A 14,053-nucleotide genomic window follows, 5' to 3' on the forward strand; every position below is an offset into this window, starting at 1 on the left:
TGCACGTGAACGACCGAGGAGCCGAGGATCCTTGCCACCGACGCTCGATCTCCCCGTACACTGGCTCCATGGATCTGGCTTCCTATCGGAACCGGTTCCCCGTGCTCGAGAACGCTGCATACCTTGTCAGCCATTCGCTTGGAGCGATGCCTCTCGACGCCAAGGAGGAACTGGAGCTCTACATGAACGAGTGGGCGACACGTGGGGTCGGCGCGTGGAACGAAGGATGGTGGGACACGCCGCTGAGCGTCGGTGACGAACTGGCCCCGATCGTCGGCGCGCCGCCCGGTTCGATCGCGATGGTCCCGAACGTGACCGTCGCCGAGTCGATTGCGGCTTCCTGCTTCACGTTGCACGGTGAAGCCAACCGGATCGCGTGCACGGATCTGAGCTTTCCCTCCGTTCGGCTGATCTGGGAGAGAGTCCCAGGCGCAAAGGTGACCACGGTCCGCAGTTGGGACGGGACGACGATCCCGACGGAGACGTTCGTCGCGGCGATCGACGAGCGCACCGCCGTCGTGGTCGTCGGTCACATTCTCTTTCCCAGCTCGTACCTGCAGAATGCCAAGGCAATCATCGAGCAGGCCCATGACGTTGGCGCCATGGTGGTCCTCGACGTGTACCAGTCCGCAGGAGTGATGCCGATCGATCTCGTCGACTTGGAAGTTGACTTCGCCGTCGGCGGCTCTGCGAAATGGCTCTGTGGAGGCCTCGGTGCCGGCTGGCTGTACGTCCGCAAGGAGCTGCAACCGAGCCTCGAACCCAGATTGGTCGCATGGCCAGGTGCTCGTTCCCCGTTCGACGTCCACACACAAGAGGTGGCGTCGCAGGACGGCATGTGGCGCTTCGTGTCCGGCACCCCGAACGTGCCGGCGCTCTACACGGCGAGGGCAGGCTATCGAATCATCAGGGAGGCTGGAGCGGCAGCGATCCGTGACGACTCGCTCCGCATGACCGGCAAGCTCATCGAGATCGGTGACCGGCTTGGGATTCCCCTCCTCACGAACCGTGACCCGAACCGGCGCGGGGGCACGGTGACGTTCGCCGTCGAGGATGCCCAGCGAGTCGCCGCCCGCCTGGCCGAGCAGCACGTCATCGTCGAGGCCGTGCCGGATGTCGGCATCAGCGTCGGACCTCACTTCTACAACAACGAAGAGGACCTCGACCGCTTCGAGACGGCCCTCCGGCACGCCTGAGTTTGCACCGCGAGTGCTCTCGACGGTGACGGGTCCCATCCCGGCCTTCGTGGGACCAGGCGCTCGTCCGTAGAATCCAGCCTCGAGGAGGACCTATGGGCACCGGAGAGCTGTACCTCGGCGGAGTGATCGACCCGACCACCGGCAAACACGACCCGGCGGAACCGGTCCTGTACGAAAGCCGGCGCCTCACCACCCACGGCGTGATCGTCGGAATGACAGGATCGGGCAAGACCGGTCTCGGGATCATCACCCTCGAGGAGGCGCTGCTGTCCGGCATCCCGGTGCTGGCCATCGACCCCAAAGGCGACATCGGCAACCTCCTACTGACGTTTCCCAGGCTCGATGCGCACGACTTCCGCCCATGGATCGACGAGGGCGAGGCGCATCGTGCGGGTGAAGATGCCGACACATTCGCCGCAGGCGTCGCGAACCTGTGGAAGAGCGGGCTCGCCGACTGGGGCATCGACGGCGATCGCATCGCACGGCTGAAGGAGACCGCAAGATTCACGATCTACACGCCCGGATCGCAGGCCGGTGTCCCCCTGAACATCGTCGGATCACTGGTGGCACCCGACATCGACTGGTCGACCGACGCAGAGACCGGTCGTGACGAGATCGAAGCGTTCGTGTCGTCGCTGCTCGTGCTCGCCGGAATCGAGGCCGACCCGATTTCGACAGAGCACATCCTGTTGTCCAATCTGATCGAGATATCGTGGCAGGCGGGTCGGAGTCTGGATCTCGAATCGCTCATCGCCCAGGTGCAAAACCCGCCACTGCGCAAACTCGGCGTGTTCGACATCGACACGTTCTTCCCGCCCAAGGATCGCACGAAACTGGCGATGCGACTGAACGGGCTGATCGCGTCGCCGTCGTTCGTATCGTGGACCCAGGGCGTACCGCTGGACCCGCAGACCCTGCTCTACACGCCGGAGGGCGCGCCGAGAGCCGCCATCATCTACCTGCAACACCTCGGCGATCAGGAACGCCAGTTCGTCGTGACGTTGCTGCTCTCCAAGATGGTGACATGGATCCGCCGCCGACCCGGAACCTCGGATCTGAGAGCCCTCATCTACATGGATGAAGTCTTCGGCTTCGCTCCCCCAACGGCCGAACCGCCCTCCAAGAAGCCGATTCTGACCATCCTGAAACAAGCCCGCGCCCACGGCGTCGGAATGCTCCTGTCGACGCAGAACCCCGTCGATCTCGACTACAAGGCAATGTCCAACGCCGGCACGTGGATGATCGGACGCCTGCAGACCCAGCGGGACAAGGCCCGCATCCTCGAAGGACTCGAGTCGTCCTCGGGAGCCGTCGATATCGACCACTTCGACGACCTCATCGGCGACCTCGAAGAACGCCAGTTCGTGCTCCACAGCACGCAGGAGCAGCAACCCACCCTGTTCGGCACCAGATGGGCGATGTCATATCTGCGCGGTCCGCTCACAAAAGAGGACCTCATGAAGCTGACAGAGGACGCGCCGGAGCGACTCGTGGCGGAGATGTCCGCGCCTGAGCCGAACGCATTGGACGACGACGAGACCACCCTCGTTCCCCAGGTCCCGGATTCTGTTCCCACCTACTACCTCGACCCCGCAGCACCGTGGGCATCGGTGGTCGGCGCCATCCCCGGTGGAACCAGGTTCGAAGCGGCCGTCGTAGCGAGAGTGAATCTGCTCTATGACGATGCCCGTGCCGGCGTCGACCATCGTGAAGTCTGGGAAACGGTCCTCCACCCCGTCGGCGATCCCGTAGATCTCGACGGGGGACGCGCGGTCGACTACGACGATCGAGACTTCCGGCCCGACGCTCCCGAAGGGGCGACCTACACACTCCCCGACGCCCCGATCGGCACGGCGACGTTCTTCAGGAAGCTCGGAACCGACCTGAGGACGTGGCTCGTGGCGAACCAGCATGTCGAGGTCTTCAAGAACCCCGTGTTGAAGCTCTACGCACGCATCGGCGAGAGCCGGGACGATTTCGAGCGCCGCTGCGAGGCTGCCGCCGTGGATGGTGCCGACATCGACATCGCGAAACTGAAGGACCGCTACAAGGTCAAGATCGATCGGGTACGAGACCAGCTCGCCACCGCCGATCGCCGGATCCGCGAGCTCGAGGCGGACACACAGGCCCTACGCGAGCAGGAGCTCATTGCCGGTGCAGGCGAGCTGCTATCGGTCTTTCTGGGCGGCAAGCGCGGATCACGAAGCCTCTCGGGAGTGGCTTCCCGCAGATCGCAGACGGTTCGAAAGAAAGAGCGCCTGCGCAGCGCGCAAGAGCGGTACTCGGACAAGGCGGCGGCGCTGGACGACCTGGAAGCCGAACTGGCCGAAGATGTCACCGAGATCATGGACAGGTGGAACGCTGCCGCCACGTCGATCGAGACCCTCACGATCGGTCTGGAGAAGACCGATGTCGCCGTCGACGAGATTGCGCTGGTGTGGATACCCGTTGCATGATTCTCTCGAGTGACGCCGACAGCCGGGACGCCGATCGGGCGTAGCGGCTCTTTCCTTCAGCTGTCTGATCCGAGGAGCGCCCACAGCACGTCGCGGATGCTCAGAATCCCGAGCAGTTCGCCGTCTTCCATCACGGGCAGATGACGGTATCCGGTCTCGAGCAGCCATCGGCCCGCCTCTGCGACCGAGACCTCGGGTGTGAACACATCCGGGTCGGTCGTCATCCAATCCTCGACGAGTTCCAGCGCCGGGTCTATGCCTTCGGCGGCGGCCCGCACGATATCGCGCTCTGTGATGATGCCGGCAAGCCGCCGTCCGTGTATGACACCGATCGAGCCGACGCGTGCAGCCAGCATCGCGGCCGACACGTCCTGCAGAGTGGTCTCGGGGCCGCAGACCTCTGCTCGACCACCGACCATCGCCCTCAGCTTCAACCGACACCTCCTGCTGCAGCAAGCGTAGCGGGAATGTGCAACGTGAGAATCTGGATCCGCGCCCTTCAGTCCTGCAATGCGGCCCGAAACCAGGGCAGTGTCCGCTCCAAACCTTCCTGAAGCGTGATTGTCGGTATCCAACCCAGCTCCCGTGTCGCGAGATCGATCTGCGGACACCGAACGCCCGGATCGTCCTCCGGACGTGGTTGCAGGACGATACCGGGGTGCCGGCCGACGACGCTCTGGATCCTCTCGGCGAGGTCGAGCATCGTCACCTCCTCCGGCATTCCCAAGTTCACGGGCCCGATGACGTCCGCCAAGAGCAGCCTCATGATGCCCTCGATGAGATCGTCCACGTGGCAAAGTGATCGCGTCTGCATCCCGTCGCCGTGGACCGGGAGCTTCTCATCGCGCAGGGCGGCGGCAAAGAATGCCGGCACGGCTCGCCCGTCGGCCAGACGCATCCTCGGACCGTAGGTGTTGAAGATGCGAGCAATCCGGACATCGACGGCGTGCTGGCGGTGGTATGCGAGCGTCATCGCTTCGGCGAACCGCTTCGCCTCGTCGTAGACACCCCTGAGGCCGACCGGGTTGACGTTTCCCCAATAGGACTCGGGCTGTGGATTCACGGCGGGATCGCCGTACACCTCGCTCGTCGATGCGAGGAGAAACCGCGCCTGCTTGGTCCTCGAGAGTCCCAACGCCTTGTGCGTCCCGAGAGATCCGACCTTCAATGTCTGAATGGGCCAGCGCAGATAGTCCGCGGGTGATGCCGGTGAGGCGAAATGAATCACGAAGTCGACGTTGCCGGGAACGTGCAGGAAGTTCGTGATGTCGTAATAGAGGAATGTGAAGCCGCTCCGGCCGAACAAGTGCTCCACGTTCGTTTTGCGCCCTGTGATCAGATTGTCGACGACCGTGACCTTCGCCCCCTCCTCGATGAGCCGATCGCACAGGTGCGAACCGAGAAACCCTGCCCCGCCAAGCACAACGGCATGAGATCCGACGAAACGTTGGTCACTGTCCATCGCCTAGAACCTACCAGCCGAGCTGCCGGCGACGAGGCCCGTCCGCCGCCCAACGGTCTCGCATCGTTGCCACGTCGCGGCACGAAACACGCGAGTACGCGCACCTGCGCCGATCTACCCGCCGGCACTCCCCGGCCGAGGCACTAGATCAGATCTTGTTCGCGAATGCCGAAGGAGGGGTGCCGCAGGCGGCACAGGGCAAGCTTCTCGAGCTGTCGGATCCGCTCTCGAGTCAGATTGAACTCGTCGCCGATCTCCTCCAGGGTCCTGGGGACCCCGTCATAGAAACCGTAACGCAGCGCGAGGATTCGCCCCTCCCGCTCAGGGAGCCGATCGATGGAGATCCGCAGACTGTGCGCGACATCCATCTCTTCGGTGATCTGCACGGGGTCGGTCGCCTCTTCATCCTCGATGAAGTCACCAAGCTGCGCCCCGTCTTCACCAACGGGCTGTTCCAGCGACACGGTGTCCGCGACGCCGAGCGCCAGCTCGACCTTGTCGACGGTGACTCCTGCCTCTTCTGCGATCTCGTCCGGTTTGGGGTCCCGGCCGAGTTCCGCCTTCAGGCTCGCCTGCGCGGCTCGTACGGCCGCCAGCGTGTCATGCAGATGTACGGGGATTCGCACGGTTCGAGACTTGTCCGCGATCGCACGAGTGATCGCCTGACGGATCCACCACGTCGCATAGGTGGAGAACTTGAAGCCTTTTCTCCAGTCGAACTTCTCGACGGCGCGAATGAGACCGAGGTTGCCTTCCTGGATGAGATCCAAGAAGTCGATACCGGACGTGTTGGCGTAGCGGCGAGCGTTGGCCACGACGAGGCGGAGGTTCGCGGTCAGGAAAGCATCCTTGGCCTCCCTGCCGAAACGGGCCTTGCGCCTAAGCTCGATCTCTTCTTTCTTGGTCTTGTACTCACCGGCGTCGAGTCGCTCGACGGCGTCTTCACCAGTCTCGATCTTCTGAGCAAGCTCGACCTCTTGTTCGGCGCTGAGCAGGTCATATTCCCCGATCGCGGTCAGGTACTGACTGACCAGGTCGGTCGTCAGCCTGCCGCGCTCATCGGTGAGTTTGTTGCGCCGGTCACGGCGGCTGCGGTCGGTCTTGCCAACCGCCTTTCCGTTGGGGCGCGTCTTATCGTTCGATGCCATCTTGGGGTTTTTCCTCCGTCAAGGTCACGGTCAAGCCGCAACGCAACTGCGAGACACTATGACACACATCGCGTGTCGTGTGAACCCCCCTTTTTCGTTGCGACAAAACCGGCTGCCACTTCCTCTTCAACAACGATGACCCCGGTCATGTTCCTTGATCCGTCGAACAGCGGGTTCCTCGATGATCATTTCGGGATAATCGCTCCGACAGTGCGGCCGTCTTCTCCCAGCCCCGCCGGCGCTCCTGCCGGACGATAATGAGTTCGTGCCGGCGAATCTGACCCCCGACTACAAGGCAGCAGAGGTCGCCTACAAACGCAGCCGCGACCCTGAGGAGCGCCTCGATGCGCTGCGCGAGATGTACCGCACCATACCCAAGCACAAGGGGACCGAGCACCTTCGAGCGGACATCAAGACACGCATCAAGGAGCTGGCCGAGCAACTCGCAGGACCGAAGAAGGGCGGTGCCAGAAGTAGTCCTCCCACGGTCATCCGACCCGAGGGGGCCGCCCAGGTCGCGCTGCTCGGTCCGCCCAACGTGGGCAAGTCGACGCTCCATGCGCGACTGACCGGATCCCGTACACCATCGGGTCCGTACCCGTTCACGACCCGGTTCCCGCAGCCGGGCATGCTCCACTACGAGGACATCTCCATCCAACTCGTCGACCTGCCACCCGTGTCCGCCGAGCACCCGGTCCCGTGGCTTGCCGGCGCTCTCCTACCGGCGGATGCATGCCTGCTGGTCGTCGACGTCTCCGTTCCCGGCTGCGTCGCGCAGGTCGAGTCCCTCCACGAGATGCTCGCAAACCGCAGAGTCACCTTGACCGGCTCGTGGTACGGAAGTGAGCCGATGCCGGAGAACGACCCGTTTGCCGTTCGCCTCCCCACCCTTCTCGTCGCCAACAAGGCGGACAAGGCACCGCAGTGCGCCGAAGAGGTCGCCATCCTGAAAGAACTGCTGGGACTCGACTACCCGGTTCTCACCGTATCGGCAACCACCGGGGCGGGTGTCGACGCAATCGGACCGTGGCTCTTCTCCAGGCTGGGGATCATTCGCGTCTACACGAAGGTGCCGGGCAAGCCGGCCGCCCTGGACAAGCCCTACACGGTCCGCAGCGGCGGCACGGTCCAGGACGTTGCGACACTCGTGCATCGTGACATTGCAGGAAGCCTGCGGTATGCCCGTATCTGGGGCACCGGCCACTTCGATGGACAGCAAGTCGGACGGGACCACGTTCTTTCCGACGGAGACATCGTCGAACTCCACTCCTGAGCCTCGTTCCCATACCGCAGGCCGGCGGGTACCGTCGCGACATGCCCAACCTCCTGTCCAACGAGACGAGCCCGTATCTGCTCCAGCACGCCGACAACCCTGTCGACTGGTATCCCTGGGGCGACGAGGCGTTCGCCGCTGCAAAAGCCGAGGGCAAGCCCGTGCTGCTGTCGGTCGGGTACTCGTCCTGCCACTGGTGCCACGTGATGGCTCACGAATCGTTCGAGGACCCCGAGACGGCGGCATTGATGAACAAACTGTTCGTCAACATCAAGGTCGACCGTGAAGAGCGGCCCGACGTCGACGCCGTCTACATGGAGGCGCTCCAGGCCATGTCCGGCCGGGGCGGCTGGCCCATGACGGTGTTCCTCACCCCGGACCGCAAGCCCTTCCATGCCGGCACCTACTTCCCGGCCGTCGAACGACACGGCATGCCGTCGTTTCGGCGGGTCATCACCGCCGTCGCCGACGCGTGGGAGACACGGCGCGCCGAACTGACCGCCCAGGCGGAGCGGCTCTCGGGTTTCGTCGGCCAAGCGATCCCGAGTGCCGACGAGTTGCCCGGCGAGGATCTCCTCGTCTCGTCGTACCAAGCCCTCGCCTCCCGGTTCGACGAAACCGAAGGCGGTTTCGGCGAGGCACCCAAGTTCCCACAGGAGCCGGTCCTCGAGTTTCTCCTGCGCGTCGCCGACGAACCGTGGGCTCCCGACGCCAAGCGGATGGTGTGGCTGACACTGAGCAAGATGGCGGACGGGGGAATCCACGATCACGTCGGTGGCGGCTTCGCCCGCTACTCCGTCGACCGCTCATGGACGATCCCGCACTTCGAGAAGATGCTCTACACGAACGCGCAGCTGGCCCGCCTCTATCTCCACTCGGCGCAAGTCCTGCATGAGCCGGCGTTCACCGCGGTCGCGATCAGGACTCTCGACTACCTGTTGCGCGACCTCCGGCTTCCCGGCGGCGCGTTCGCCTCGGCGGAGGACGCGGATTCCCAAGGTTCGGAAGGCACGTTCTATGTCTGGGATGCAGGCGAGTTCGCCGACGCCGTCGGGGACGAACTCGCTCCACTTGCCACCACGTTCTTCGGAGTCACCGAAGACGGCAACTTCGAAGGCAGCAATCACCTTCACGTCACACGCCCGCTCGGACAGCTCGCCTCCCAACTGAACATCGATCTCGTCACCGCCGACGCGATGATCGACACGGCTCGTCGTCGGCTTCTCTCGCGACGTTCCGAACGCGTCAGGCCAGGCCTCGACGACAAGGTCGTCACCGCCTGGAACGGGCTGGCAATCCGCTCCTTCGCCGAAGCGGGAGCCGTCCTCGGCGAGCCGCGCCTCCTCGATGCAGCGCGGGACGCCGCGACGTTCCTCCTGTCGGAGGTCACCCGGGCAGACGGGCGTCTCCTGAGGAGTTGGGGCAAGGGAAGAGCGAGTGTGCCCGCATTCGCGGATGACTACGCAGCAACGGCCCTTGGCCTTTTCACGCTCTACCAGGCCACCGGTGAAGTGAGCTGGTACACCGAGGCGATGCGCCTGGTCGAGGGAATGGTCGATCTCTTCGCGGATCCGGCCGGTGGGTTCTTCACGACAGGGGCGGACGTCGAGGCCCCTCTGGCGCGAACACGTGACCACTTCGACTCGCCGTCACCGTCGGCGAACGCCCTCGCAGCCGAAGCCCTGCTCCTCGCTTCCTCGTATACCGGCGACGCCGAGTTCGCGGCGTATTCCGAACGGGCCCTGCGCGCGGGAGCCACGCTCGCAATCACGTCACCCTCGGGCGCCGGCCATCTCTTGAGTGTCCTACACACGACGCTGAGCAAGCCGCAGGAGGTCGCGATCGTGGGTCCGGATGCACAGGAACTCTCCTCTGTCGTGTGGGAACGATTCCGGCCCGGTGTTGCGCTCGCCGTCGATCGGGACGGCAGCGCGACGAACATCGTTCCTCTTCTCGAGGGACGAGCCACGGACTCGACCCTCGCGTACGTGTGCAGAGACTTCCACTGTGCGCTCCCGGTCTCGGATCCCGAGGCGCTGCGGAGGCTGCTCTAGCACTCACCGCGGATCGACCTGGGATGGAGCTTCGAGCCGACTGTCTCGCTTCGCGCAGCCGGCACCATGATCGGCGAGATGGTGCCCTGAGTTGAAGGCCGGAGGCCGACCGCCGAATGCAGGCCGCTCCTGTCAACAGACTTGGTGTGATACGCCCGATACACTTGCAGCGTGATCTACGAAAACGCCATCGAAGCAATCGGGCGCACTCCCCTGGTTCGCCTTTCACGCGTTCACCCTCCCGGGAATCTCGCCGCGAAACTCGAGTTCCTCAACCCCGGTGGTTCGATCAAGGAGCGGATTTCCGTCACGATGATCGACCGCGCGGAGCAACTCGGCCTCCTCGAGCCCGGCGGCACGATCGTCGAGCCGACCAGTGGCAACACCGGCGTCGGTCTGGCAATCGTCGCGGCGGTGCGCGGATACAAGGTCGTGTTCACCGTTCCGGACAAGGTCTCCAAGGAGAAGCAGGATCTCCTGCGGGCGTACGGCGCGACCGTCATCGTCACACCGACGGAACTCCTCCCCGAGGATCCCGAGTCCTACTACGGGGTCGCACGGCGCATCGTCGCCGAAACTCCCGGCGCCTACAGCCCCGATCAGTACACCAACCCCGCGAATCCCCAAGCCCACTACCTGACAACCGGCCCGGAGATCTGGGACCAGACCGAAGGCCGTGTCGGTGCGCTCGTCGCCGGCGTCGGAACCGGCGGCACGGTCACCGGAATCGGCCGCTACCTCAAGGAGATGAACCCGGACATCCTGGTGATCGGAGCAGACCCGGAGGGATCGATCTACACGGCACGCTCGGATGATGAGATCCATCAGTATGACGTGGAGGGTGTCGGCGAGGACTTCTGGCCGGAAACGCTCGACCGCGACATCGTCGACGAGTACATCATGGTCTCCGACGCCGATGCGTTCGCGATGACCCGGCGCGTTGCCCGTCAGGAAGGCTTGCTGGCAGGCGGGTCCGCCGGAATGGCGATACACGCGGCCGTCGAGTTCGCCGAGCGCGAACCGGACCGACTCACCGTCGTGATCCTTCCAGACTCGGGTCGCGGGTATCTCTCCAAGGTCTTCAACGATGCCTGGATGAGCGAGCACGGCTACGAGGTGACCTGATGCGATTCGAAACCGACGCGATCCACGCGGGCCAGGATCCAGATCCGACCACAGGGTCCGTGGTCGTACCGATTCATGCAACATCCACCTACGCCCAGATTGCTCCCGGCGAACACAAGGGATACGAGTACTCACGAACAGGCAACCCCACCCGCCACGCGCTGGAGTTGGCCCTGTCCTCCCTCGAAGGAATCGGCCCGGAAGGTGGCGCGGTCACCACGTCATCGGGGATGGCGGCCGCAGCACTCATCGGCTATCTCCTGAGACCCGGCGATCACGTACTGCTCCCCGACGATGCCTACGGCGGGACGTTCCGGTTCTTCGCAAGAGTTCTCTCCGAACAGGAGATCACCTGGTCGACAGTCGACATGACAGACGCACGGTACGTCGCAGCCGCCTTGCGTCCGGAGACGCGACTGCTTTGGGTCGAGACGCCGACCAACCCCCTGCTGCGTCTCGCCGACATCGAAAAGATCGCCGAACTCGCACACCGGAACGGGTCGATGATGGCAGTCGACAACACGTTCGCCACTCCATACCTGCAGCGCCCGTTCGAGTGTGGAGCGGATCTCGTCGTGTACTCGACCACGAAGTACCTGGGTGGTCACTCCGACGTCATAGGTGGCGCCGTCCTCGCCACGGACCCGGAACTGTTGGACCGCCTGCGGTTTCTCCAGAACGCAGTCGGCCCTATTCCCGGCCCGTTCGATGCATGGCTCGTGCTCCGTGGGATCAAAACACTGGCAATTCGCATGGATCGGCATTGCGACAACGCGCAGACACTGGCGGCGTTCCTGGAGGACCGGGACGATGTCGCCGAGGTCCTCTACCCGGGATTGGACTCGCATCCCCAGCAAGCGCTGGCACGACGACAGATGAAGCGTGCCGGAGGCATGGTGTCCTTCCGTCCTGTGGGAGGGCCGGATGCCGCCCGCCGGATCGCCTCGTCGACAGAGCTGTTCATCCTTGCCGAGAGTCTCGGCGGGGTCGAGTCACTGATCGAAGTCCCTTCCCAGATGACGCACACATCCGTTGCAGGGACGTCACTGGAAGTCCCTGACGATCTCATCAGACTCTCCGTGGGCATCGAGCACGTCGATGACCTACTGGAGGATCTGGACCGGGCACTGCGGCCGTAGGAGACGCCAGGCTCACCGGGGTGCATTCCCCCCGGCACACACCTGCCGCAGCGCTTCCCCTCCCGGGGAGACCGGTCGACTCCTCGCCGGAGCACTCTCCGAGCCCTCGAGGACCGGAGCGGGAGCCGCTGTATCCGCCCCGCGGTCTTGCACCGATGCTGCGTCGCGATACGAGATACGAGGTGCAAGGTACGAGACACGAGTCTCCGCAACGACCTCTTCCGCCAGATTCCCATCCGATTCCTCGTCCCTGGTCGACACTGCGATACTGCGCGGCCATGTACCCGCCCGCCGTCTTGATCATCGCTCTCGTCGTGACAGCCGTCGCGAGCATGCTCCAGGGGACCATCGGTTTCGGCTTCGCCGTCCTCTCGGTGCCGATTCTCGCCCTGCTGTATCCGGGGCTCACGCCCATCCCCCAGATCCTGCTGGCGGGACCCCTGACATTCTCCATGGCCCTACGAGAGTGGCGTCAGCTGGACCTCTCGGGAGCGGGCTGGATCGTCGCTGGTCGCCTTCCCGGCGCGGCGATCGGAGCCCTGCTCCTGGCAACGGTGACGAGACAGGCCCTCGATGGAGTCATCGCGATCGTCGTCCTTGCAGCGGTCATTGCCCTGGCGGCCGGCCTCACCGTGCGTCTCACACCGCTGAACAAGTTCGCAGCCGGTGTTGCGTCCGGAATCACCGGCACCACCTCGGCCATCGGAGGACCGCCGCTCGCGCTGATCTACCGCAATGAGGAGGGCGGAACGCTGCGTTCGAGTCTCGGTGCGATCTTCACGATCGGTGTGATCATCAATGTGACGACACTCACCATCGTCGGCCAGATCCATCGTCATGACATCGTCACGGCGTTGTTCCTCGCACCGGCCGTCGCCGTGGGACTGTTCCTCAGTCGGTACTTGAAAGGTCGCGTCGAAGGCGTGGCACTCCAACGAGGCATCCTGATCGTCTCGGCACTCGCCGCGGTCGGTCTCGCCGTCCGAACACTGTTCAGCCCTTGATCGTTTTGCTCGAGGCGGTGGCCGAGTTGATCTTGGTGCTGTCGAGCACTTTCCGGCGGATCTCCATGACCAACTCGTCTCCGATGATCAATTCGATCTCTGCCAGGTAGTCCTCCTGCATCACAGGATCCCAGTCTTTCCAGGGTTCCACGGGTTGCAGCCCTTCTCCCGGTCCCAGCCAACCACCTTCAGTGGTGGTATACCACTATAAGCGGTCACCCGTCAAGGGCCGAGCCCACCAAGGATCCCCTTGAGAGAGGCCCCCAGCCCGCGCAGGCCCCACTCGAGGAACAACAACAGGAGGGCACCGACGGCAACGGTCAGGGCGGCTCGCACCCGATATGTCATCATTTGGCGGCCATCTTCGAGGTAGGAAGGCTCGGTGGTGGCGACAGTGGGCGGGACAAGCACTGCCGGACGCGGTGCTGGAGGCACCGGGCGATGAGAGGCAAGACGGCTTGCACCCTGCGTTCCCTCGGACACGATCTCCGGTTCGGCGGCGACGACCGTCTCGACCTCCTCGGCCGGTCTCGGCAAAGCCGGCTCAGGCTCCGACGTGTCCCAGGCGAGCTGCTCCTCATGCCCTGTCTCAGGCTCCACAGACGTGGCGATCGCCGCGGCAGCAGGCAGACTCTGGTCAAGGAGTTCCTCCGGTTCGGGTACATCCGACGCCGACTCATCGAGCACATCCTCGGTCTTCTCTTCTTCGAGAGCGTCCTGCCCCAAGTCGGACGGCACCAGGTCGGCGAACGCGCCCGCCGGCGACTCGACGGCGAGTCCGGCGGCCGACAGCAACTCCTCCTCCGAAATGTCGAGCACCGCTGCCAGCGCCACCACGACCTCGGGATCGATCGGTCTGCTCTTGCCACGTTCCCAGTTGCGGATCGTCGCCGGTGAACGCCCGACCAACTCGGCTATCCGCTGATAGCCGAGTCCCGTGGCAGCCCGTCCACGCCGCAAGAGGGCCGAGAAGGATTCCATGATCGGAAGGTTACCGGTCCTGGCGACAAGCGTCGTGAACTCACTGCCGCCATCCTCCCCCACGGAGGCGAACGAGCGCCTGGTGGGCTCCCCGGTCACAACAACCCACCACACCACTACCCTCACCCACGGAGGCGAACGAGCGCCTGGTGGGCTCCCCGGTCACAACAACCCCCACACCACTACCCTCACCCACGGAGGCGAACGAGCGC

The 14,053-nt window shown here is 64.3% G+C and carries 12 protein-coding genes; 7 read left to right on the forward strand and 5 right to left on the reverse strand.

The annotated features are described in order from the left end of the window. Window positions 1-68: 68 nt before the first annotated feature. Together GXP34_05665 and GXP34_05670 are read left to right on the forward strand one after the other, a co-directional pair. Window positions 69-1,196, forward strand: a complete 1,128-nt coding sequence (locus GXP34_05665) for an aminotransferase class V-fold PLP-dependent enzyme (protein NOY55459.1) — start codon at window positions 69-71, stop codon at window positions 1,194-1,196. A gap of 95 nt (window positions 1,197-1,291) precedes the next feature. After that, the gene (locus tag GXP34_05670; protein ID NOY55460.1) at window positions 1,292-3,655 is read left to right on the forward strand and encodes a DUF853 family protein; all 2,364 of its coding nucleotides are present in this window, start codon (window positions 1,292-1,294) and stop codon (window positions 3,653-3,655) included. Window positions 3,656-3,711: 56 nt separating this feature from the next. On the opposite strand, the gene GXP34_05675 is transcribed toward GXP34_05670, so the two are convergent. From GXP34_05675 to GXP34_05685, 3 genes are all read right to left on the reverse strand, one after another. Continuing rightward, on the reverse strand, window positions 3,712-4,089 hold the full coding sequence (locus GXP34_05675; GenBank protein ID NOY55461.1) for a CBS domain-containing protein: 378 nt from the start codon (window positions 4,087-4,089) through the stop codon (window positions 3,712-3,714). A gap of 65 nt (window positions 4,090-4,154) precedes the next feature. After that, window positions 4,155-5,117 carry an NAD-dependent epimerase/dehydratase family protein gene (locus GXP34_05680; protein ID NOY55462.1) on the reverse strand — a complete coding sequence of 321 codons (963 nt, stop codon included), beginning with the start codon at window positions 5,115-5,117 and terminating at the stop codon, window positions 4,155-4,157. Window positions 5,118-5,260: 143 nt separating this feature from the next. Further along, window positions 5,261-6,265 carry a sigma-70 family RNA polymerase sigma factor gene (locus GXP34_05685; protein NOY55463.1) on the reverse strand — a complete coding sequence of 335 codons (1,005 nt, stop codon included), beginning with the start codon at window positions 6,263-6,265 and terminating at the stop codon, window positions 5,261-5,263. A 265-nt stretch (window positions 6,266-6,530) separates the two neighbouring features. Between GXP34_05685 and GXP34_05690 the strand changes: the two genes are divergently transcribed. From GXP34_05690 to GXP34_05710, 5 genes are all read left to right on the forward strand, one after another. Then, complete coding sequence (locus GXP34_05690; GenBank protein ID NOY55464.1) at window positions 6,531-7,538, forward strand: TGS domain-containing protein; 1,008 nt, start codon at window positions 6,531-6,533, stop codon at window positions 7,536-7,538. Window positions 7,539-7,579: 41 nt separating this feature from the next. Then, window positions 7,580-9,592: a thioredoxin domain-containing protein gene (locus tag GXP34_05695; protein ID NOY55465.1), complete on the forward strand. Its 2,013-nt coding sequence runs from the start codon at window positions 7,580-7,582 to the stop codon at window positions 9,590-9,592. A gap of 171 nt (window positions 9,593-9,763) precedes the next feature. Continuing rightward, window positions 9,764-10,717, forward strand: a complete 954-nt coding sequence (locus GXP34_05700; protein NOY55466.1) for a pyridoxal-phosphate dependent enzyme — start codon at window positions 9,764-9,766, stop codon at window positions 10,715-10,717. Continuing rightward, window positions 10,717-11,856: a cystathionine gamma-synthase gene (locus GXP34_05705; GenBank protein NOY55467.1), complete on the forward strand. Its 1,140-nt coding sequence runs from the start codon at window positions 10,717-10,719 to the stop codon at window positions 11,854-11,856. Before GXP34_05700 ends, GXP34_05705 begins: the two co-directional genes overlap by 1 nt. 278 nt (window positions 11,857-12,134) lie before the next feature. Then, window positions 12,135-12,860 (forward strand): sulfite exporter TauE/SafE family protein, encoded by a 726-nt coding sequence (locus GXP34_05710; protein NOY55468.1) that lies wholly within the window; start codon window positions 12,135-12,137, stop codon window positions 12,858-12,860. Here the strand turns inward: GXP34_05710 and GXP34_05715 are convergent. Together GXP34_05715 and GXP34_05720 are read right to left on the reverse strand one after the other, a co-directional pair. Next, a complete protein-coding gene (locus GXP34_05715) occupies window positions 12,850-13,011 on the reverse strand; it encodes a hypothetical protein (GenBank protein ID NOY55469.1) in 162 nt (53 codons plus the stop codon). The genes GXP34_05710 and GXP34_05715 overlap by 11 nt on opposite strands. Window positions 13,012-13,082: 71 nt before the next feature. After that, complete coding sequence (locus tag GXP34_05720) at window positions 13,083-13,841, reverse strand: helix-turn-helix domain-containing protein (GenBank protein ID NOY55470.1); 759 nt, start codon at window positions 13,839-13,841, stop codon at window positions 13,083-13,085. Window positions 13,842-14,053 lie beyond the last annotated feature (212 nt).

Source organism: Actinomycetota bacterium, from assembly GCA_013152275.1.
Lineage (GTDB): Bacteria > Actinomycetota > Acidimicrobiia > Spongiisociales > UBA4744 > BMS3Bbin01.

What these genes read in the sequence shown, in the direction of transcription:
- GXP34_05680 (NOY55462.1), bottom strand. Translation starts at nt 5,117, where the DNA reads ATGGACAGTGACCAACGTTTCGTCGGATCTCATGCCGTTGTGCTTGGC.
- GXP34_05705 (NOY55467.1), top strand. Translation starts at nt 10,717, where the DNA reads ATGCGATTCGAAACCGACGCGATCCACGCGGGCCAGGATCCAGATCCG.
- GXP34_05665 (NOY55459.1), top strand. Translation starts at nt 69, where the DNA reads ATGGATCTGGCTTCCTATCGGAACCGGTTCCCCGTGCTCGAGAACGCT.
- GXP34_05720 (NOY55470.1), bottom strand. Translation starts at nt 13,841, where the DNA reads ATGGAATCCTTCTCGGCCCTCTTGCGGCGTGGACGGGCTGCCACGGGA.
- GXP34_05670 (NOY55460.1), top strand. Translation starts at nt 1,292, where the DNA reads ATGGGCACCGGAGAGCTGTACCTCGGCGGAGTGATCGACCCGACCACC.
- GXP34_05710 (NOY55468.1), top strand. Translation starts at nt 12,135, where the DNA reads ATGTACCCGCCCGCCGTCTTGATCATCGCTCTCGTCGTGACAGCCGTC.
- GXP34_05695 (NOY55465.1), top strand. Translation starts at nt 7,580, where the DNA reads ATGCCCAACCTCCTGTCCAACGAGACGAGCCCGTATCTGCTCCAGCAC.
- GXP34_05685 (NOY55463.1), bottom strand. Translation starts at nt 6,265, where the DNA reads ATGGCATCGAACGATAAGACGCGCCCCAACGGAAAGGCGGTTGGCAAG.